Source organism: Cellulomonas edaphi (assembly GCF_030362815.1).
Lineage (GTDB): Bacteria > Actinomycetota > Actinomycetes > Actinomycetales > Cellulomonadaceae > Cellulomonas > Cellulomonas edaphi.
Window position 1 is genome coordinate 820,289 of sequence record NZ_JAUCGR010000001.1, and the last position, 18,475, is coordinate 838,763.

The 18,475-nt window shown below is 72.9% G+C and carries 20 protein-coding genes and 1 pseudogene; 16 read left to right on the top strand and 5 right to left on the bottom strand.

Annotated elements, in window-relative coordinates; translation table 11 throughout:
- Positions 1-666: a phosphate signaling complex protein PhoU gene (gene phoU, locus QRT05_RS03855; RefSeq protein WP_289445427.1), complete on the bottom strand. Its 666-nt coding sequence runs from the start codon at positions 664-666 to the stop codon at positions 1-3.
- A gap of 250 nt (positions 667-916) precedes the next feature.
- Here phoU and QRT05_RS03860 point away from each other — a divergent pair, with 250 nt between their 5' ends.
- The 9 genes from QRT05_RS03860 to pstB all read left to right on the top strand — a co-directional run bounded on the left by QRT05_RS03860 (position 917) and on the right by pstB (position 8,411).
- Entirely contained in the window at positions 917-1,315 is a 399-nt protein-coding gene (locus QRT05_RS03860; protein ID WP_289445428.1) for a DUF7144 family membrane protein, read from the top strand.
- 55 nt (positions 1,316-1,370) lie between these two features.
- Complete coding sequence (locus tag QRT05_RS03865) at positions 1,371-1,832, top strand: DUF6325 family protein (RefSeq protein WP_289445430.1); 462 nt, start codon at positions 1,371-1,373, stop codon at positions 1,830-1,832.
- A gap of 9 nt (positions 1,833-1,841) precedes the next feature.
- Positions 1,842-2,210, top strand: coding sequence for an SHOCT domain-containing protein (locus QRT05_RS03870; RefSeq protein ID WP_289445433.1), 369 nt, complete (start codon positions 1,842-1,844; stop codon positions 2,208-2,210).
- A gap of 122 nt (positions 2,211-2,332) precedes the next feature.
- On the top strand, positions 2,333-3,532 hold the full coding sequence (locus tag QRT05_RS03875; RefSeq protein ID WP_289445435.1) for a sensor histidine kinase: 1,200 nt from the start codon (positions 2,333-2,335) through the stop codon (positions 3,530-3,532).
- A complete protein-coding gene (locus tag QRT05_RS03880) occupies positions 3,529-4,248 on the top strand; it encodes a response regulator transcription factor (protein ID WP_289445436.1) in 720 nt (239 codons plus the stop codon). The genes QRT05_RS03875 and QRT05_RS03880 overlap by 4 nt, the downstream gene beginning before the upstream one ends.
- Before the next feature lie 177 nt (positions 4,249-4,425).
- Positions 4,426-5,544, top strand: a complete 1,119-nt coding sequence (gene pstS / locus QRT05_RS03885; protein ID WP_289445438.1) for a phosphate ABC transporter substrate-binding protein PstS — start codon at positions 4,426-4,428, stop codon at positions 5,542-5,544.
- An 89-nt stretch (positions 5,545-5,633) separates the two neighbouring features.
- On the top strand, positions 5,634-6,656 hold the full coding sequence (pstC, locus tag QRT05_RS03890; RefSeq protein WP_407650292.1) for a phosphate ABC transporter permease subunit PstC: 1,023 nt from the start codon (positions 5,634-5,636) through the stop codon (positions 6,654-6,656).
- Positions 6,656-7,621 (top strand): phosphate ABC transporter permease PstA, encoded by a 966-nt coding sequence (gene pstA, locus QRT05_RS03895; protein ID WP_289445440.1) that lies wholly within the window; start codon positions 6,656-6,658, stop codon positions 7,619-7,621. The genes pstC and pstA overlap by 1 nt, the downstream gene beginning before the upstream one ends.
- Before the next feature lie 10 nt (positions 7,622-7,631).
- Complete coding sequence (gene pstB / locus QRT05_RS03900) at positions 7,632-8,411, top strand: phosphate ABC transporter ATP-binding protein PstB (protein WP_289445442.1); 780 nt, start codon at positions 7,632-7,634, stop codon at positions 8,409-8,411.
- Positions 8,412-8,469: 58 nt separating this feature from the next.
- Here pstB and QRT05_RS03905 read toward each other — a convergent pair whose 3' ends face one another.
- Entirely contained in the window at positions 8,470-8,964 is a 495-nt protein-coding gene (locus QRT05_RS03905) for a hypothetical protein (protein WP_289445444.1), read from the bottom strand.
- 339 nt (positions 8,965-9,303) lie between these two features.
- Here QRT05_RS03905 and QRT05_RS03910 point away from each other — a divergent pair, with 339 nt between their 5' ends.
- The 3 genes and pseudogenes from QRT05_RS03910 to QRT05_RS03920 all read left to right on the top strand — a co-directional run.
- A complete protein-coding gene (locus tag QRT05_RS03910; RefSeq protein WP_118767174.1) occupies positions 9,304-9,786 on the top strand; it encodes a CarD family transcriptional regulator in 483 nt (160 codons plus the stop codon).
- 105 nt (positions 9,787-9,891) lie between these two features.
- Positions 9,892-10,590, top strand: coding sequence for a 2-C-methyl-D-erythritol 4-phosphate cytidylyltransferase (gene ispD / locus QRT05_RS03915; RefSeq protein WP_407650307.1), 699 nt, complete (start codon positions 9,892-9,894; stop codon positions 10,588-10,590).
- A 1-nt stretch (position 10,591) separates the two neighbouring features.
- Positions 10,592-11,011 (top strand): annotated as a pseudogene (locus QRT05_RS03920) (2-C-methyl-D-erythritol 2,4-cyclodiphosphate synthase); the annotation flags it as partial.
- Here QRT05_RS03920 and QRT05_RS03925 read toward each other — a convergent pair.
- Complete coding sequence (locus QRT05_RS03925; RefSeq protein ID WP_456064480.1) at positions 10,933-11,961, bottom strand: EamA family transporter; 1,029 nt, start codon at positions 11,959-11,961, stop codon at positions 10,933-10,935. The pseudogene QRT05_RS03920 and the gene QRT05_RS03925 sit on opposite strands and share 79 nt — an antisense overlap.
- Positions 11,962-12,033: 72 nt before the next feature.
- Here QRT05_RS03925 and QRT05_RS03930 point away from each other — a divergent pair, with 72 nt between their 5' ends.
- On the top strand, positions 12,034-12,924 hold the full coding sequence (locus tag QRT05_RS03930) for a LysR family transcriptional regulator (protein WP_289445453.1): 891 nt from the start codon (positions 12,034-12,036) through the stop codon (positions 12,922-12,924).
- A gap of 18 nt (positions 12,925-12,942) precedes the next feature.
- Here the strand turns inward: QRT05_RS03930 and QRT05_RS03935 are convergent, their stop codons facing one another.
- Together QRT05_RS03935 and QRT05_RS03940 are read right to left on the bottom strand one after the other, a co-directional pair.
- Positions 12,943-13,884, bottom strand: a complete 942-nt coding sequence (locus QRT05_RS03935; RefSeq protein WP_289445455.1) for an NADP-dependent oxidoreductase — start codon at positions 13,882-13,884, stop codon at positions 12,943-12,945.
- Positions 13,885-13,945: 61 nt separating this feature from the next.
- Positions 13,946-15,283, bottom strand: a complete 1,338-nt coding sequence (locus tag QRT05_RS03940) for a D-arabinono-1,4-lactone oxidase (protein WP_289445457.1) — start codon at positions 15,281-15,283, stop codon at positions 13,946-13,948.
- Between the two features lie 120 nt (positions 15,284-15,403).
- On the opposite strand from QRT05_RS03940, the gene QRT05_RS03945 reads away from it, so the two are divergent.
- Genes QRT05_RS03945 through QRT05_RS03955 form a run of 3 tightly spaced genes read left to right on the top strand, consistent with a single transcriptional unit; the run spans position 15,404 to position 18,446 of the window.
- The gene (locus tag QRT05_RS03945; protein ID WP_289445459.1) at positions 15,404-16,075 is read left to right on the top strand and encodes a TetR/AcrR family transcriptional regulator; all 672 of its coding nucleotides are present in this window, start codon (positions 15,404-15,406) and stop codon (positions 16,073-16,075) included.
- Entirely contained in the window at positions 16,072-17,271 is a 1,200-nt protein-coding gene (locus QRT05_RS03950; protein ID WP_289445461.1) for an MFS transporter, read from the top strand. Before QRT05_RS03945 ends, QRT05_RS03950 begins: the two co-directional genes overlap by 4 nt.
- Complete coding sequence (locus tag QRT05_RS03955; protein ID WP_289445462.1) at positions 17,268-18,446, top strand: alanine racemase; 1,179 nt, start codon at positions 17,268-17,270, stop codon at positions 18,444-18,446. Before QRT05_RS03950 ends, QRT05_RS03955 begins: the two co-directional genes overlap by 4 nt.
- The last annotated feature ends 29 nt before the right edge of the window (positions 18,447-18,475 follow it).

The following is an 18,475-nucleotide window of genomic DNA, read 5'->3' on the forward strand; positions in this document are numbered from 1 at the left end:
TCAGGTGGCCGAACGGTCCAGGTCGTCGGACGTGACGCCCGTGACCAGGTAGACGATGCGCTTGGCGACGGAGACCGCGTGGTCGCCGAACCGCTCGTAGTAGCGGCCCAGGAGCGTGACGTCGATCGTCTCCTGCGGGGTGCCGGCCCACGAGCCGCCGAGCAGCGCCGTGAACGTGTCCTCGTGCAGCTCGTCGAGCAGGTCGTCGTCCGCCTCGATGCTCTCGGCGAGCGCGAGCTCACGGTTGGTCAGCAGGGTGGACGTGCGACGGGCCACGCGGACCGCGGCGTCGTGCATCTCCGCGAACGTGCCGGCCATGCTCTGCGGGACGGCGTGGCGGGGGTAGCGGCCACGCGCCACCTGCGCGACGTGCCGGGCCAGGTCGCCCATGCGCTCGAGCGACGCGCTGACGCGCAGGGAGGAGACGACGACCCGCAGGTCGGTGGCGACGGGGGCCTGCTGCGCCAGCAGCTGCACGCAGCGCTCGTCGATGTCCGCCTCGATGGCGTCGATCGCCGCGTCGTCGACGATCACGGACTCGGCCAGCGCCAGGTCGGCGGTCAGGAGCGCGATGCCGGCATTCGTGATGGCGTGCTCGACCAGGCGGCTCATGGCCGCAAGGTCCTCGCCGAGCTGGGTGAGCTCGGCCTCGAAGATGTCCCGCATGGGTTCCCTCTCGTGCTGGTGCCGGATGGCGACGGCCAGGGTCGCACCGGCAGGTGAACGGCGGGGCCCTGTCAGGTGAACGCCCAGCGGCGTTTGGATGTTGAGCGTGCCGATGTGCGCAAAACGGCACATGTCGGGCGGTGAGGGTGCAGACTGGCGGTCGACACGCAGGTCACGCGGCTCACCGGGGCTCCGCACGGGCTCCCGGAGGGCCCGCGCCCTGCTCAGCACACCTCAGGGAGGGGCATCGATGACGACGAACCAGGTCTCCAGGTCTGCGGGTTGGGTGTCGTTCGCCGCGCTCACCCTCCTCACGGTCGGTCTCTTCAACGTCATCACCGGCCTCGTGGCCGTGCTGGACTCCGCGAAGCTCATCCGCTGGAGCGGCACGGGTGCGGAGATCGTGGACGTCGAGGCCTGGGGCTGGGTGCAGCTCGTCATCGGTGTGGCACTCGCCCTGGTCGCGCTCGCGCTCCGCGGCGGCGCGGCGTGGGCGCGCACGGCGGCCGTGCTGCTGGTCCTGCTGAGCCTCGTCGCGCAGTTCCTCTCGATCCCGGTGACCCCCACGTGGTCGCTCGTGATCATCGGCCTCAATGTCGTGGTGCTCTGGGCCGTCGTCGTGCACGCCGACGACCGCTCGGCCGCCTGACCGCCCCGCCACCTGACCCCACGTCCCCGGACGACCCCGACGCAGGAGGTAGCACGTGCCTGAGAAGTTCGGTCCGGTCGAGCTCGTCGCGTTCGCGTTCCCGCAGCTGCGGGTCCCCGACGCGGTCAGGGCCGAGGTGGCCCACCTGGTCGCGACGGACCAGGTGCGCATCGTCGACCTCGTCGGCGTGCGGCGGCCCGACCCCTCGACGATCGAGGTCGTGGAGCTGTCCGACCTGAGCGAGGAGCTCGACTTCGTCGAGCCCCAGCTGAAGGGCGCCGGCCTGGCTGGGCAGGAGGACATCGACCAGATCGCGTCCGACCTGCTGCCGGGCACCGCGGCGGTGATCCTGGTGCTCGAGCACCTGTGGGCGAGCGGGGTCGCGGACGCAGTGCGCGCGAGCGGCGGCATCCTGCTCACGTCCGAGCGCATCCCCGCCGAGGTCGTCACCGCCGTCGCCGAGCTCGCGGAGCTCGACCATGCCGAGCTCGAGCTCGACACCCACCCCCAGAGCTGAGGAGCACGCATGCCTCCGTTGAGACGCCGTGGCCGGCCCGGCCTGATCGGCACCATGGCGCGCACGGCCGTGATCTCGGGCACCGCGACCGCGACCGCCAACGCGGTCACCAGGCGCCAGGCCGCCAGGGACCAAGCAGCCGACGAGCGGACGAGCCACGAGCAGGCCACCTTCGAGCAGCAGCAGCTCGACGCGGCGGAGCAGCAGCGACAGCGTGAGGCCGCGGCACGCCAGGCCGCCGCACAGGGCGACCAGACCGCCGCGCCCCCGGCCCCGGACGACGTGACCGCCCGGCTGCTCCAGCTCGCGGAGCTGTACTCGGCGGGCGTGCTAGACGAGGCCGAGTTCACCGCCGCCAAGGAGAGGCTGCTCGCCTGACCTGGTCATTGTCGCCGTGCGGCCCGCCTCGGTGAACGCTCGGTGAATGCTCGTCGGCGACTGGCCGTCGCAACACCCCATCGGCGCGGATCGGGTGTGGCGCGCGCTCTAGGGTTGGGGGCGTGAACGCGGACGGCTGGGAGCTCATCGTCGCGGGGTGCCTCGGCATCCTCGTCGGCGCCTTCGCCGTCGCCGCCTACTGGCTGAGCCAGCGCCAGCTGCACGGCATCCCCGAGCAGCCCGCGCCCGAGCTGGACGACGGCCTCGTGCGCATGCTCGCGGTCCTGCGGTCCGCGGCCGTGGTGCTCGACGAGTCCGACCGGGTGGTGCGCGCGAGCGCGCCCGCGTATGCGCTCGGCCTGGTGCGCGACGGCGTGGTCGTCCCGGCCGCCATCCGCGACCTCATCGCGGGAGTGCGACGCGACGGCGTGATCCGCGACGAGGAGCTCGAGGTGCCCCGCGGCCCGCTCGGCGGCGGGACGCTGCTCGTCCAGGTGCGCGTCGCCCAGGTCACGCCGGGCCACCTCGTCGTGCTCGCCGAGGACCAGACGCAGGCGCGGCGCCTGGAGGCCATCCGCCGCGACTTCGTCGTCAACATCTCGCACGAGCTCAAGACGCCCGTCGGCGCCCTGACCCTCCTGGCGGAGACGGTCCAGGACGCGGCCGACGACCCCGAGGCGGTGCGCCGCTTCGCGGGCCGCATGCAGACGGAGGCGGTGCGGCTCTCGGCGCTGGTGCACGAGATCATCGAGCTCTCTCGCCTCCAGGTGGCCGGCGCGCTGACGGAGCTCGCGGCGGTCGACGTGGACACCGTGCTGGCCGAGGCGGTCGACCGCGCCCGGACGACGGCGGACGGCAAGAACGTGCGGCTGTCCGTCGGAGGTCAGAAGGGCGTCACCGTGTTCGGCCAGCACGACCTGCTCGTCACGGCGGTGCGCAACCTCGTCGACAACGCCGTCGCCTACTCGGGCGAGGCGTCGCACGTGGGCGTGGGCGTCCGGCTGGTCGGCGACATCGTCGAGATCGCCGTGGTCGACGAGGGCATCGGCATCTCCGCCGCCGACCAGGAGCGCGTCTTCGAGCGGTTCTACCGCGTGGACCCGGCCCGCTCGCGTGAGACCGGCGGGACGGGCCTCGGCCTGTCCATCGTCAAGCACGTCGCGGCGGACCACGGCGGCGACGTCACCGTGTGGTCCCAGCCGGGCCGCGGCTCGACCTTCACGCTGCGACTCCCGCGCGCGGCGTCCCCCGCAGCACCCGCTGAAGCACCTGCCCCCGCAGCATCCACCGAAGGAGCTCACGTGCACAGGAACGCGTCATGACGCGCATCCTCGTGGTCGAGGACGAGGAGTCCTACCGCGACCCGCTGACCTACCAGCTGCGCCGCGAGGGGTACGAGGTGGTCGAGGCGGCCACCGGCACGGACGCCCTCGACCGTTTCGCGGACGGGGGAGTGGACCTGGTCCTGCTGGACCTCATGCTCCCCGGGCTGTCGGGCACCGAGGTGTGCCGCACCATCCGGCTCACCAGCGACGTCCCCGTCATCATGCTCACCGCCAAGGACGACGAGATCGACAAGGTGGTGGGCCTCGAGCTCGGGGCCGACGACTACATCACCAAGCCGTACTCGTCGCGCGAGCTGCTCGCCCGGGTGCGCGCGGTGCTGCGGCGCCGTTCGGTCGTGGGCGTCCCGTCGGGCGGCGGTGCCGCGCCGCTGGAGGACGAGGACGACGACCTGCTGGTGGCCGGTCCGATCCGGATGGACGTCGAGCGGCACACCGTGCGCGTGCACGACGAGCTCGTCTCGTTCCCGCTCAAGGAGTTCGAGCTGTTGGAGCTGCTGCTGCGCAACGCGGGCCGGGTGCTCACCCGCGGGCAGCTCATCGACCGCATCTGGGGCTCGGACTACGTGGGCGACACCAAGACGCTCGACGTGCACGTCAAGCGCGTGCGCGCCAAGGTCGAGCCCGACCCCGCCAACCCCACGCTGCTGGTGACGGTGCGGGGACTGGGCTACAAGCTCACCCCGGAGGGCTGACCGGGTCTGACCGGCGCTCGTCGAGGGCTCCGTCCGGACCTGGACGCTCGTGCAACCGTCGGCCAGCGTTCACCCGGGGTTCAACTCGGACCGACCGAGTGGTCACATCCGCTTCCTAGCGTCTGTCTCGTTGCGCACCACCCCACGTGCGCTCGACAACGAACGGACGGACTCACAGTGAAGCTCTCCCTTCCCAGCCGCGTCGGTGCGGTCGCCCTTGCCGGTGTGCTCGCCCTCTCGCTGACGGCGTGCGGATCGGATGACCCGGTCGGCGACAGCCCCAGCGCGAGCGGCACGACCGGCGGCAACGGCGGCGGTTCCCTGAGCGGCGAGATCAACGGCGTCGGCTCGTCGGCGCAGGAGAAGGCCATGGACGCCTGGCGCGCCGGGTTCCAGTCCGCCAACCCCGACGTGACCGTCAACTACGACCCACAGGGCTCCTCGGCCGGCCGCACCCAGTTCATCGAGGGTGGCGCCGACTGGGCCGGCTCGGACTCGGCGCTCAAGCCCGAGGAGCTGACCCAGGCCAAGGAGACGTGCAAGAGCGACGCGATCGACATCCCGGTCTACGTCAGCCCGATCGCCGTGGTGTTCAACCTCGACGGCGTGACCTCGCTGAACCTCTCGGCCGAGACGATCGCCAAGATCTTCTCGGGCAAGATCACGAAGTGGGACGACGAGGCCATCAAGGCCGACAACCCCGACGCGACCCTCCCGTCCAGCGACATCACGCCGGTGCACCGCCAGGACGGGTCGGGCACCACGAAGAACTTCACCGACTACCTGAACAAGGCGGGCAACGGCGCGTGGGCCGACGAGGCCGGTGACGACTGGCCGCTCCAGGGCGGTGAGTCCGGCACGGGCACCTCGGGCCTGATCCAGGCGGTGCAGGGTGGCCAGGGCACGATCGGCTACGCCGACGAGTCCGCTGCCGGTTCGCTCGGCAAGGTCAGCATCAAGGTCGGCGACGCGTTCGTCGGCCCGACGGCGGAGGCCGCCGCGGTCGCCGTCGACGCCTCGCCCCGCGACGACACGCGCGGCACGAACGACGTCGTCGTGAAGGTCGACCGCACCACCACCGCGGCGGGCGCCTACCCGCTGATCCTCGTCTCCTACGCGGTGGCGTGCAGCACCTACCCCGACGCCGCCAAGGCAGACCTCGTCAAGGGCCTGATCAGCTTCATCGTCAGCCCCGAGGGCCAGGCGGCGTCGCAGGCGGCCGCCGGTTCGGCGCCCCTGCCGGACGCGCTCGCGGCCGACGCGAAGACCGCGGCAGACGCCATCAAGGGCGCCTGACCGCAGCCAGCAGCCGGTGGTCGGCCCGTCCCGGGGGGGACCCGGGCCGACCACCGGCGAACGTCCCCCCCACCACAGACGGAGCATTCGTGTCCACCACCCAGAGTCCGCCGGCTCCCGGCCCGGCCGCCACGAGCAGCCTGGAGCCCGCCGGCCCTCGACGCCGCAGGCGCGGCGCTCGCTCCTCGGACCGCGGCGCGAGCCGCGCGTTCCGCTGGCTCGCGACCGGCGCCGGTGCCCTCATCCTCATCCTGCTCGTCGCCGTCGCCGTCTTCCTCGTCATCAAGGCGTGGCCCGCGATCTCGATGCCGTCGGACGAGCTCGTCGAGAAGGTCGGGCTGCTGCGCAACTCGAGCTCGCTGCTCGACTACGTCGGCCCGCTGATCTTCGGCACCGTGCTCGCCGCGACGCTCGCGCTGATCTTCGCCGTGCCGGTCGCGATCGGCATCGCGCTGTTCACCTCGCACTACGCGCCGCGACGCCTGGCCAGCACGCTCGGGTACGTCATCGACCTGCTCGCCGCGGTCCCCTCCGTGGTCTACGGCCTGTGGGGCGCGCTCGTCCTCTCGCCGATCGTCCAGCCCGTGTGGGCCTGGCTGAACGAGAACGTCGGCTGGTTCCCGCTGTTCGCGGGCAAGGTCTCGCCGACGGCGCGCGTGCTGCTCACCGTCGCGATCGTGCTCGCGGTGATGATCCTCCCCATCATCACGGCCGTGAGCCGCGAGGTGTTCCTGCAGACCCCGCGGCTGCACGAGGAGGCGGCCCTCGCCCTCGGCGCGACCCGCTGGGAGATGATCCGCATGGCGGTCCTGCCGTTCGGGCGCTCGGGCGTGATCTCGGCGGCGATGCTCGGCCTGGGGCGCGCGCTCGGCGAGACGATGGCCGTGCTGATGATCCTGTCTCCCGGGTTCCTCTACTCCTTCCACATCCTCGAGGCGGGCCAGCAGCAGTCCATCGCGGCCAACATCGCGGCGCAGTTCCCCGAGGCTGACCCGCTCGGCGTCTCGACCCTGATCGCGACGGGTCTCGCACTGTTCGCCATCACCCTCGTGGTCAACGTCGCCGCGCGCGCGATCGTCGCGCGCCGCAAGGACTTCTCGGGAGCCAACTGATGACCACCATCGCCCCCGAAGCCGGCAGCCCGCAGCAGGGCAACCCCGAGCTGCGCGCCCTGCTCAGGCAGGTCGACAAGAAGCGGCACCGTGTCGACCGCTTCATGAAGGGCCTCGTCTATCTCGCGTTCGTGCTCGCCGTGGTGCCCCTGGTGTCCGTGGCCTGGACGGTCGTGTCGAAGGGCATCGAGCGCTTCAACGCCTACTTCCTCACGCACTCGATGCGCGGGGTGTACGGCGGCATGGACGCAGGCGGCGTCTACCACGCGATCGTCGGCACCATCGAGATCACGCTGTTCGCGGCGCTCATCTCCGTGCCGATCGGCCTGCTGACGGCGATCTACCTCGTCGAGTACGGCCGGGGCCAGCTGGCTCGCTCGGTCACGTTCTTCGTCGACGTGATGACGGGCATCCCGTCGATCGTCGCGGGCCTGTTCGCCTACGCGCTGTTCGCGGTCTTCCTCGGCCCCGGCGTGCGGATGGGCGTGGTCGGCTCGGTCGCGCTGTCGGTGCTCATGATCCCGGTGGTCGTCCGCTCGTCGGAGGAGATGCTGCGGCTCGTGCCCAACGAGCTGCGCGAGGCCGCCCTCGCGCTCGGCGTGCCGCGCTGGCTCGTCGTCATCAAGGTGGTGCTGCGCACGGCCGTGGCCGGCCTCGTCACGGGCATCATGATCTCGGTGGCCCGCGTCATCGGTGAGACGGCGCCGCTGCTCATCACGGTCGGCGTCATCGACTCGATCAACTACAACCTGTTCGAGGGCCGGATGATGACCCTCCCGGTGTACGTCTACCGCCAGTTCCAGCAGGGACTCGTGCCGTGCGCGCCCGACCAGGCGAACTGCATCGCGACCATCACCTACGACCGGGCCTGGGCCGGAGCCCTGACGCTGATCCTCATCGTCATGCTGCTCAACCTCGTCGCCCGTCTCGTCACCCGCTTCTTCGCTCCCAAGAACTTCGGCTAAGGACCCCCCCATGGCACAGCGCATCGACGTCAAGGACCTGAACATCTACTACAGCGACTTCCGCGCTGTGGCCGACATCGAGATGGCCGTCGAGCCGCGCTCGGTGACGGCCTTCATCGGCCCCTCGGGCTGCGGCAAGTCCACCTTCCTGCGCACCCTGAACCGCATGCACGAGGTGATCCCCGGGGCGCACGTGCAGGGCACCGTCGCGATGGACGGCGTGGACCTGTACGGCGCGGACGTGGACCCCGTGGCCGTGCGTCGGCAGGTGGGCATGGTGTTCCAGCGCCCCAACCCGTTCCCGACCATGTCGATCGCCGACAACGTGCTCGCGGGCGTCCGCCTCAACAACAAGCGGATCTCCAAGGGCGACGCGCAGGACATGGTCGAACAGTCGCTCAAGGGCGCCAACCTGTGGAACGAGGTCAAGGACCGGCTGGACCGCCCGGGCTCCGGGCTGTCCGGCGGTCAGCAGCAGCGCCTGTGCATCGCGCGGGCCATCGCCGTCAAGCCGCAGGTGCTGCTCATGGACGAGCCGTGCTCGGCGCTCGACCCCATCTCGACCCTCGCGATCGAGGACCTCATCGCCGAGCTCAAGTCCGAGTACACGATCGTCATCGTCACGCACAACATGCAGCAGGCCGCGCGCGTCTCGGACCGCACGGCGTTCTTCAACCTGGCGGGCACGGGCCAGCCGGGCCGCCTCATCGAGATCGACGACACTGCGACCATCTTCTCGGCCCCGCGCGAGCAGGCGACGGAGGACTACATCTCGGGCCGCTTCGGGTGAGCCGCTGACGCACGCACGACGAAGGCCCCGGACCGCGGTCCGGGGCCTTCGTCGTCGATCAGGAGGCGGGCGGCGTGGGCACCAGCGACGCGTACTCCGGCTGCGAGCCGTCCAGGACGGGGATGCCCACGTCCTGGCTGCCGGCGGCGTCGGTCGCGATGGTGCTGGGCAGCAGAGCGCCGGGCGGCACGGAGACCGCGGTCACCCGCACGTCCGCGTGACCGTCTCCCGTGGTGCCGTCGAGCAGCACGGTCGCGTGGCCCTCCACCGGAACCGTGGCGGTCTGGTCGCCGAACGTCAGGGTCACGGTGCGGGGGTCGTCGCCGTCGTTGGTCAGGCCGCCCAGGAGCAGGCCCTCGGCGCCCTCGCCGCTCGCGACCACCAGGAGGTCGGAGGCCCGCACGTCGCCGAGCGCCACGCGCACGCCGTTGGAGGCGCTGTACGGCTTCTCGGTGGTGATCTCGTTGGTCGCGGAGCACCCGGACAGGGCGACGCCGGCGATGCACAGCCCCGCGGCGAGCAGGAGGCGGGAGCGGGGGCGGAGCGAGGTCACGATGACTCCTCGGTGCGAGGGGGGCGGCAGATGCGCGCGACCGGCACGTCGGCGCGCGGTCGCCACGCAAGCGTAGCCGGACAGGTGCACGGGGTGCGTCGGGTCGGCACCTCACCGGGCGGTCCTGCTCGTGATCCGGCTCACTCACGGCGGCTCGACGCCGTGGACATCGCCGGACTGTTCTCCAATGGCTGGCAGGGATGCCCGCAGGAGGGAGGCTCGCCCGCATGAGGCGCCGGCTCGGGGCGGCCCCGTGACCAGCGCGGACAACCGCCATCGCCGGATTTGGGCAATTCCCCCCGTGATAAGATGCGCCTCTGCGAAAGGGGACACCTGCAGATGACTTTCACTGTTGGGGAGACCGTTGTCTACCCGCACCACGGTGCAGCGTTGATCGAAGAGATCAAGACCAGGACCATCCGCGGGGAGGCCAAGCTCTACCTCAAGCTCAAGGTCGCCCAGGGCGACCTGACGATCGAGGTTCCGGCCGAGAACGTCGACCTCGTGGGCGTCCGCGACGTGGTGGGCCAGGAGGGCCTGGACCGCGTCTTCGAGGTCCTGCGAGCCCCGTACACCGAAGAGCCGACCAACTGGTCGCGCCGCTACAAGGCCAACCTCGAGAAGCTCGCCTCCGGCGACGTCATCAAGGTGGCCGAGGTCGTCCGTGACCTCTCGCGTCGTGACGCCGACCGCGGGCTGTCCGCGGGCGAGAAGCGCATGCTGGCCAAGGCCCGTCAGATCCTCGTCTCGGAGCTCGCGCTCGCCGAGCACACCGAGGAGGAGAAGGCGGAAGCCATCCTCGACGAGGTCCTCGCCTCCTGAGAGACGCTGCTCGACCGCACCCGGGGGTCCGCCACCACGCGTGGGACCGCCTCTGGGTGCGGTCGAGTCGTCTCTGGTGCGCGTCCGGTGGGCGATGACGACATGGTGAGCACGGCTGCGATCCTGACCGCCGCGGGCAGCGGCTCGCGGCTCGGCCACGCCCTGCCCAAGGCGCTCGTGCCCGTGCTGGCCGTGCCCGTGGTGGTGCACGCAGCCCGGCGGCTGCTCGCGGCCCGCCCGGCGGGACTGCCGCTCGCTGCCCTGGTCGTCACCGCACCCGCGGAGCACGTCGCGGCCTTCGCCGAGCTGCTGGGCCCGGACGTCGTCGTGGTGCCGGGCGGGTCGACGCGGCAGGAGTCCGTCGCCGCGGCCCTCGCCGCCCTGCCCCCCGACGGCATCGACGTGGTGCTCGTGCACGACGCGGCACGCGCCTTCGCCCCCGCGGAGCTCGCAGAGCGCGTCGTGGCCGCCGTCGAGGCGGGGCACGACGCCGTGGTCCCTGGCCTGCCCGTGGCGGACACGATCAAGCGCGTGGGGCCGGGCGGCGACGACGGGCGGCCCGTGAACGCGACCGTCGACCGCGCCGAGCTGCGGGCGGTGCAGACGCCCCAGGGCTTCACCCGTGAGCTGCTGGAGCGCGCGCACGCCGCGGGCGCCGACGCGCCGGCCACGGACGACGCGGGCCTCGTCGAGCGCCTCGGGCTGCCCGTCTGGGTGGTCCCCGGCGACGAGCGGGCCGCGAAGATCACGACCCCGCGGGACCTGGCGATCGCCCAGCTGCTCGCCACCGAGGAAGGCTCCTGACATGTCGGGCATCCCCCGCACGGGCATCGGCGTCGACGTGCACGCGTACGACGAAGACGCGGGACCCGGGTCTGTCCTGCACCTGGCCGGCCTCGCCTGGCCCGGGGAACGCCCGCTGGCGGGGCACTCGGACGCAGACGTCGCCGCTCATGCGGCCGCCGACGCCCTGCTGTCCGCCGCGGGGCTCGGCGACCTGGGTTCCAACTTCGGCACCGCCGAGCCGCAGTGGGCCGGCGCCGCGGGCACCGCGTTGCTGGCCGAGGCCGCACGTCGCGTCCGCGAGGCGGGGTACGACGTGGGCAACGTCGCCGTGCAGGTGATCGGCAACCGGCCCCGGCTGGGTCAGCGGCGCGCCGAGGCGGAGGCCGCCCTCTCGTCGGCCGCCGGTGCGCCCGTGGCGGTGTCGGCGACGACCACGGACGGGCTCGGGCTGACGGGGCGCGGCGAGGGCGTGGCGGCGATCGCGACCGCTCTGGTCGTCGCGCGCGACTGACGCCGCAGGCTGCCCAGCAGCACGCCGGCGACCACGAGCGCACCCCAGGCCAGCTCCACGCCCGACGTGCGCTCGCGGAGCAGCAGCCACGACGACGCGATGCCCACCACGGGCACCAGCATCGAGAACGGGGCGACCGTGCTGGACGGGTTGCGGCTCATGAGCGCGGTCCACAACCCCGTGCCCAGCAACGTCGCGACGAGCACGGTGAAGGCGAGGCCGGCCAGCGCGAGCAGGCCGGTCGAGCTGCCGAGGTGCGTGAAGGACGCGGCGATCCGGTCCGGGCCCTCGATCACCAACGACAGCGCCAGCATGGGCAGCACCGGCACCACCGACATCCACAGGATGAGCCGGAACGACTCGCCGGGGGCCGAGCGGACCGCCAGCCGGTTGGCCAGGTTGCCGAACGCCCAGCCCAGTCCGCCGCACAGCGTGAGAAGCACCGGCACGAGCGTCGCGCCGCCGTCCAGGCCCGCTCGGTGCACCGCGATCCCCGCGAGGCCGGCGACGGCCACCAGCACCCCGGCCCCCTGCCGCAGCGTCAGGCGCTCGCGGAGCAGCGCCGCGGCCAGCACGACGGTGAAGGGGGCGGACGACTGCAGCACCAGCGACGCGAGCCCGGTCGGCATCCCGGCCGACATCGCCCAGTAGAGGAAGACGAACTGGACGATGCCGAAACCCGCGCCGTAGCCGAGCAGCCACCGCACGGGCACGGCCGGCCGGGGGACGAGCAGCAGCGTGGGCACCGCGATCAGCGCGAAGCGGAGCGCGACCAGGAAGAACGGTGGGAACTGGCCCAGCGAGAGGTGGATCGCGGGGAAGTTGAGCCCCCAGCACACGGCGACGAGCACGGCGAGCAGGCGGTCGCGGTGGGTCATGGACCGATCATGGGGTCGCTCAAGCACGTAGCACCATCGAAATGTTCTGATGTGACGATGTAGCGTGGCTACATGGACCCACGCCTGCTCGAGACGCTGCGGGCCGTGGGCACCCAGGGCGGCGTGACGGCCGCGGCGGCAGCGCTGCACCTGACGCCGTCGGCGGTCTCGCAGCAGGTCGCGGTCCTGCAGCGCGAGACGGGGGTGGCGCTGACGGAGCGCGTCGGTCGAGGGGTGCGGCTCACGCCGGCGGGGGAGGCACTCGCCGACGCCGCCCTGGACGTCGCGGTGGCCCTCGAGCGCGCCCGGGCCGCGTGCGACGCCTTCCTCGTGGAGCCGCGCGGCACGGTGCGCGTGAGCGCCTTCGCGAGCGCCGCGCAGCTGCTGTTCCCGCGCCTCCTCGACCGCATGCCCGCGGGGATCGAGATCGAGTGCGCCGACGAGGACGTCGCGCAGGCCGACTTCGCCGGCCTCACGGACCGCATCGACCTCGTGGTCGCGCACCGCCCCGACGGCGCGGGCACCTGGGGCGAGCACGTCCGCGTGGAGCCGCTGCTGCGGGAGCCGCTCGACGTCGCCGTCCCGCGGGACCACCGGCTCGCGGACCAGGCACGGGTGCAGCCCGCGGACCTCGACGGCGAGGCGTGGATCTCGGTGCGCGAAGGCTTCCCGGTCTCGACCGTCCTGGCGGCGGTCGCGGCCGCGTCCGGGACCGACCCGCGCATCGTGCACCGCATCAACGACTTCCACGTGGCCGCTGCGCTCGTGGCCGCGGGGCACGGGATCTCCCTGCTGCCGCGGCACTCCTTCGGGAACGCCGCCGGCCTGCGTCTGCTGCCGCTCACCGGCGTGCGCGCGGGACGCCGCATCGACGTCCTGCTCCGGGCCGACCGGGCCGAGCGCATGGCCGTCCGTCGCGTGCTCGACGAGCTGCGGCAGGTGGCCTCCGAGATCGCCGCCTGAGGGGACCGCCCGCCGCCCTCAGGGGATCAGGACCAGCTTGCCGCTCGGGTGTCCGCCGCGGCCCTCACGGTGCGCGTCGGCGACCGCGGCGAGCGGGTAGGTGCGGGCGACCCGCACGTCGAGCACGCCGTCCGCCGCGAGGTCGACGAGCTGGGCCCGCGCCGCTTCGCGCACGGCGGTGCCCGGGTCGGCGCCGGGTCCGCCACCGAGCATCCGGATGCCCAGCGACGGTCCCCGCCGGAAGCCCGCGATGGACGCGATGCGGTCGCGGTCGGCGACCAGCTCCACCGAGGTGTCGAGCGCCTCGTCGGTGCCCACCGTGTCGATCGCCACCGTGACCGGGCCCGGCGCCGCGGCGCGCACGCGCTCGATCAGCCCGGGTCCGTACTCCACCGGGATCGCCCCCAGAGCGCGCAGGTCGTCGTGCGCGTGCGGGGAGGCGGTCGCGACGACGGCCGCGCCGCGCAGCTCCGCGAGCTGGACGATCATGCGTCCCACTCCGCCCGAGCCGCCGTGCACCAGCACGACGTCGCCGGTGCCGACGTTCGTCGCGGTCAGCGTGTGCACTGCCGTCGAGCCCGTGAGCATGAGGCCGGCCGCTGCCGACCACGCGAGATCCGCGGGGCGTCGGACCGTGACCTGCTCGGCCACCTCGAGCCGGTCCGCGTAGCCGCCCGACACCCGCCAGGCGATCACCTCGTCGCCCTCGGCGAGCCAGCGCACCGACGGACCGACCGCGCTGACGACCCCCGCCACCTCGAAGCCGAGCCGCAGGGGCAACCGCGAGGGGTCGGTGCCGGGCCCGTCGGCGTACGTCTTCCAGTCGATCGGGTTCACGCCGGCCGCGCGGACGTCGATCACCACGTTGCCCGCGCCGGGCTCGAGCCGGGGGCCGTCGACGAGCTGCAGGACCTCGGGACCGCCGAAGGCCGTGGCCACGACGACGCGGTTGGATGTCACCCGGAAAGAGTGCACCGGCCACCCCGGAGGCGCCAGGTCGCCCCGGCGCGCCGGGCGTGGTTCACCCCTGCGGGTGACGCGCCCCGAAGACCTGGTCCGTGTAGGGGTTCCCGAACACCCCGGTGGGGTCTGCCTCGGCCCGGACGCGCTGGGCGTCGGCGAAGCGCGGGTACAGCTGCCCGAACCGCTCGGCGTCGAGCCAGTGCATCTTGCCCCAGTGCGGCCGACCGTCCACCTGGGCCATGATCCGCTCGACGGCCTGGAAGTAGCGCTTGAACGGCATCTTCACGTACTGGTGCGCGGCCACGTAGGCGGTCTCGCGTCCGTGCGCGGTGGACAGCCACAGGTCGTCGGCCGCGGCGAAGCGCACCTCGAGCGGGAACGGCACGTGCTCGCCCGACGAGCGCAGCCACCCGTCGATCTCCGCGAGCACGCCCCGCAGCTCCGCGCGCGGCACCGCGTACTCCATCTCGCGGAACACGATGCGGCGCGGGGAGATGAAGACCTCCGCGGACGGGGCCACGAAGCGCCGGGCGCTGAGCGCGCGCGCGGCCACCGCGTTGATGGCGGGCGTGGCGGGCGGGACGAGCGTCGCCAGCCGGTTGACCATGCCGAACACGGCGTTCGCCAGCAGCTCGTCGTCCACCCACGCCCGCACCGGGTTGAGCCGCGCCTCGACGTCGTCGCCCACGCGGTTGTTGCGCTTGGTCAGCGCGCGTCGCGTGTGCGGGAACCAGTAGAACTCGAAGTGGTCGTTGCCGTCGACGAGCTCGTCGAGGCCGTCGAGGACCGCGTCCAGGGCCCAGGGCTCCTCGCGGGCCTCGAGCCGGAACGCGGGCACCACCTCGAGCGTGACCGCCGCGAGCACGCCCACGGTCCCCAGGCCGAGGCGCGCGAGCTCGAACAGCTCGGGCTGGGCGTCGCGCGAGACGTCGACGACGTCGCCCGTCGCGGTCACCAGCCGGACGCCCACCACCTGCGTGGCGATCCCGCCCAGGCGGGCGCCCGTGCCGTGCGTGCCCGTCGAGATCGCACCCGCGACGGTCTGCTTGTCGATGTCGCCCAGGTTGCGCATCGCGAGCCCGTGGGCGGCGAGCAGCGCGTTGAGGGTGAAAAGTCGCGTGCCCGCACCCACGGTGACGTGGGCGGTGCCGTCACCGAAGCGTTCGATGCTCTCGAGGCCGCTCAGGTGGTCGAGGTGCAGGTGGATGCCGTCCGTGACGGCCGCGGGCGTGAACGAGTGCCCGCCCCCGACCGCGCGCACCTGGTGCCCGCCCGACACTCCGCTGACCACCAGCGACGACAATTCCTGCAGGTCACGGGGGGTTTCGCTACGGTACGGAGAGGCGGCCGCAGTGCGCGCCCAGTTACGCCAGGTCGCGCCCTGTGTGTGTGCCATAACTACAGACAGTGACTTGGGCGGTTGTCCAAGTCAAGTCCGCGACGTGCTGTACTGGGGCAGGAACGCAGGGGCGCGCGCCCGGCCGCGGGGCCGGTGCGCGTGAGGGAGGGGACCCGCATGAACCGCATGCCCGTCGCAGAGCGGCGTGAGCAGCTCGTCGAGGCCGCACTGGCCGTCGCGAGCCGGGACGGCATCGAGGCCGCCACGGTTCGCGCCGTCGCCGCCGAGGCGGGCGTCTCGCTGGGCGTCGTGCACTACTGCTTCCAGGACAAGGACGAGCTGCTGCGCGCCATGGCGCACGCCATCACCGAGCGCAACACCGTGCAGGGGCTGGACCAGATCCCGCGCGGCCTGCCGGTCGCCGAGGTCCTCGAGCTCGCCATCGACGCGCTGTGGGCCTCGATCAGCTCCACGCGGGGCTCCCAGCTGCTCAGCTACGAGCTCACGACGTCCTCGCTGCGCCATCCCGAGCTCAACCAGGTCGCCATCGAGCAGTACCGCGGCCAGTGGGCCGCGGCGGAGTACGTGCTCGACGTCGTGGGCAAAGCCGCCGGCGTCACGTGGGCGCTGCCGTCGGAGGAGCTCTCCCGCATCGTCGTCGCCGTGGTCGACGGCTACTCCCTGGGCTGGCTGGTGGACGGCAACGCCGACCTCGCGCTGCGTGGCTTGCGCGGCCTGGGCGGCTACCTCGCTACGCTCGCGGTCCCGATCGAGAACGGCGCTCCCGGAAGCGGTGCACCCATGGACGACGACGCAGTCGCCCCGCAGTCAGACGAGTCCCCCGCGTGACACCCGACGCGCGCGCCCGGGTCGCGACGAGCGGCGCCTTCGCCGCGCAGGGCTTCGGGCTCATGCTCCTGCTCACCAATCTGGGCAGCGTGCAGGACAGGTACGGGGTCGACGACGACACCATCTCCTACGCGATCCTCGGCGTGCTGCTGGCGGCCGCCCTCGGCACGGGCATCGCGGACCGCATCGCGCGCTCGAGCGGCGGCAGCCGCGTGGCGCTCGCGGCCGGCCTCGCGCTGATCGGCGTGTTCATCCCGCTCATCGCGGTCGCACCCAGCTTCGTCACGGCCGTTGCGGCGTTCGCCCTCTACGGCGTCGCGCTCGGCATGGTCGACGCGGCGTCCAACATGCAGGCCGTCGCCGTCCAGCGCGCCTACGGGCGTCCGCTCCTGTCCAGCTTCTACGCCGCGTGGTCCGTGGGTGGCATCGCGGCGGCGCTGCTGTCGGCGCTGGACGGCGACCGGCTGGCCGTGGAGCCCGTCACGCTGCTGTTCCTCGCGGCGATCCCCGTGGCGTTCGTCGCGGCGTTCCTCGTGCTCCGCCACGGTCGCCGGTCGCACGACGTGGCGCCGGTGTCGGCCGAGGACAAGCCCGGCAAGCACGTGCCCTGGGCCGCCGTCGGGGTGCTCGCCATCGCGGTCGTGGCCTACTTCGCGATCGACAACGGCACCCAGTCGTGGAGCACCACCTACCTGGAGAAGACGCTCGACGCCTCGTCGTCGGTCGCGCCGCTGGGTGCGGCCGCGTACCTCGCGACCACGCTCGCCTCGCGGCTGGTCGGCGACGCCTGGGTGCGCCGGTGGGGCCGCGTGCGCGTGGTCCGCACGGCGTCGCTGATCGGCGCCGCCGGGTTCGTGCTCGTGGTGGCGGCGCCCGCGCCGTTCGTCGCGATCCTCGGCTTCGCCGTCGCCGGCGCCGGCCTGGGACTCGTCGCGCCGCTGTGCTTCGCCACCGTGGGTGTCCTCGCGCCGGACCATGCCGATGCCGTCGTCGCGCGCCTCAACGTCTTCAACTACGTGGGCACGCTGCTGGGAGCCGTGCTCCTGCCGCTGATCGGCACCGCCACCAGCTACCGCGTCGCGTTCGCGCTCCCGCTCGTGCTCGCCCTGCTGGTCGCCGTGATCGCCGGCGGGTTCGCGGGCCGGCCGGGAGTGTCCAGGGACGTGTCCGCCCCGCGCACGGAGGTACCCGCATGACCCTCGGAACCCGGCTCGACGCCGCGACCGGCCACCTGCCCGCCCCGCTCGCCGTGGTCGACCTCGACGCGCTCGAGGCCAACGCCGACGACCTGGTGCGCCGCGCGGGGGGCATGCCCATCCGGGTCGCGAGCAAGTCGGTCCGCGTCCGCGAGGTGCTGACGCGCGTGCTCGCTCGCCCCGGCTTCGCGGGTGTCATGGGCTACTCGCTGCGCGAGGCGCTCTGGCTCGTCTCCCAGGGCGTCGACGACGTGCTGCTGGGCTACCCGACCGTGGACACCGGCGCGCTCGACGAGCTGGCCGCCGATCCCCGCGCGGCCGCCGCGGTGACGCTGATGGTCGACGACATCGCGCAGGTGGACCTCGCGGCCAAGGCGGCCGTCGCGCACGGCACCACGCTGCGGGTGTGCCTGGACATCGACGCGTCCCTCCAGGTCAAGGTGGGTCCGTGGCGGGCGCACCTGGGCGTGCGGCGCTCGCCCGTGCACACCGCCGAGCACGCGGGCGAGCTCGCGGCGCTCATCGCCAGCCGCGACGGCATCGAGGTGCGCGGCGTGATGTTCTACGAGGCGCAGGTGGCCGGGCTGCCCGACACCTCGCCGGCCGTGCGCATGGTCAAGCGGCTGTCCATCGCGGACCTCGCGACGCGCCGGTCGGCCGTCGTCGACGCGGTCACCGCCGCGGTGGGCCACCCGCTCGACCTGGTCAACTCCGGGGGGTCGGGTTCGGTGCAGACCAGCGCGGCCGCGCCGTCGGTGACCGAGGTGACCGCCGGCTCGGGCCTGTTCGTGCCCACGCTCTTCGACGAGTACCGCTCCTTCGAGCCGCGCCCCGCGGCGTTCTTCGGGCTCGACGTGGTGCGCATCCCCGCGCCCGGGTATGCGACGGCGTTCGGCGGCGGGTACATCGCCTCGGGGCCTGCCACCAAGTCGCGCCAGCCGCGCCCCGTCTGGCCCGCCGGCCTCGCGCTCACCGACCGCGAGGGCGCCGGCGAGGTGCAGACCCCCCTGCGGCTGTCCTCCGGCACCGACCTGCGGGTGGGGGACCGGGTGTGGTTCCGGCACGCCAAGTCCGGTGAGGTCATGGAGCGCTTCGCCACCGCGCACCTCGTCCGCGGGGAGGCGATCGAGGCGAGCGTTCCGACGTACCGGGGCGAGGGCGGCACGTTCGGCTGAGGCCCGGCGGAGCGCACTCCAGCCGGCCC

Excerpts from the sequence above, each read along its gene's own strand:
- phoU (WP_289445427.1), bottom strand. The coding sequence starts at position 666 with ATGCGGGACATCTTCGAGGCCGAGCTCACCCAGCTCGGCGAGGACCTT.
- QRT05_RS03860 (WP_289445428.1), top strand. The coding sequence starts at position 917 with ATGACGACGAACCAGGTCTCCAGGTCTGCGGGTTGGGTGTCGTTCGCC.
- QRT05_RS03870 (WP_289445433.1), top strand. The coding sequence starts at position 1,842 with ATGCCTCCGTTGAGACGCCGTGGCCGGCCCGGCCTGATCGGCACCATG.
- QRT05_RS03880 (WP_289445436.1), top strand. The coding sequence starts at position 3,529 with ATGACGCGCATCCTCGTGGTCGAGGACGAGGAGTCCTACCGCGACCCG.
- pstA (WP_289445440.1), top strand. The coding sequence starts at position 6,656 with ATGACCACCATCGCCCCCGAAGCCGGCAGCCCGCAGCAGGGCAACCCC.
- pstB (WP_289445442.1), top strand. The coding sequence starts at position 7,632 with ATGGCACAGCGCATCGACGTCAAGGACCTGAACATCTACTACAGCGAC.
- QRT05_RS03910 (WP_118767174.1), top strand. The coding sequence starts at position 9,304 with ATGACTTTCACTGTTGGGGAGACCGTTGTCTACCCGCACCACGGTGCA.
- QRT05_RS03925 (WP_456064480.1), bottom strand. The coding sequence starts at position 11,961 with ATGACCCACCGCGACCGCCTGCTCGCCGTGCTCGTCGCCGTGTGCTGG.
- QRT05_RS03930 (WP_289445453.1), top strand. The coding sequence starts at position 12,034 with ATGGACCCACGCCTGCTCGAGACGCTGCGGGCCGTGGGCACCCAGGGC.
- QRT05_RS03940 (WP_289445457.1), bottom strand. The coding sequence starts at position 15,283 with ATGGCACACACACAGGGCGCGACCTGGCGTAACTGGGCGCGCACTGCG.
- QRT05_RS03945 (WP_289445459.1), top strand. The coding sequence starts at position 15,404 with ATGAACCGCATGCCCGTCGCAGAGCGGCGTGAGCAGCTCGTCGAGGCC.
- QRT05_RS03955 (WP_289445462.1), top strand. The coding sequence starts at position 17,268 with ATGACCCTCGGAACCCGGCTCGACGCCGCGACCGGCCACCTGCCCGCC.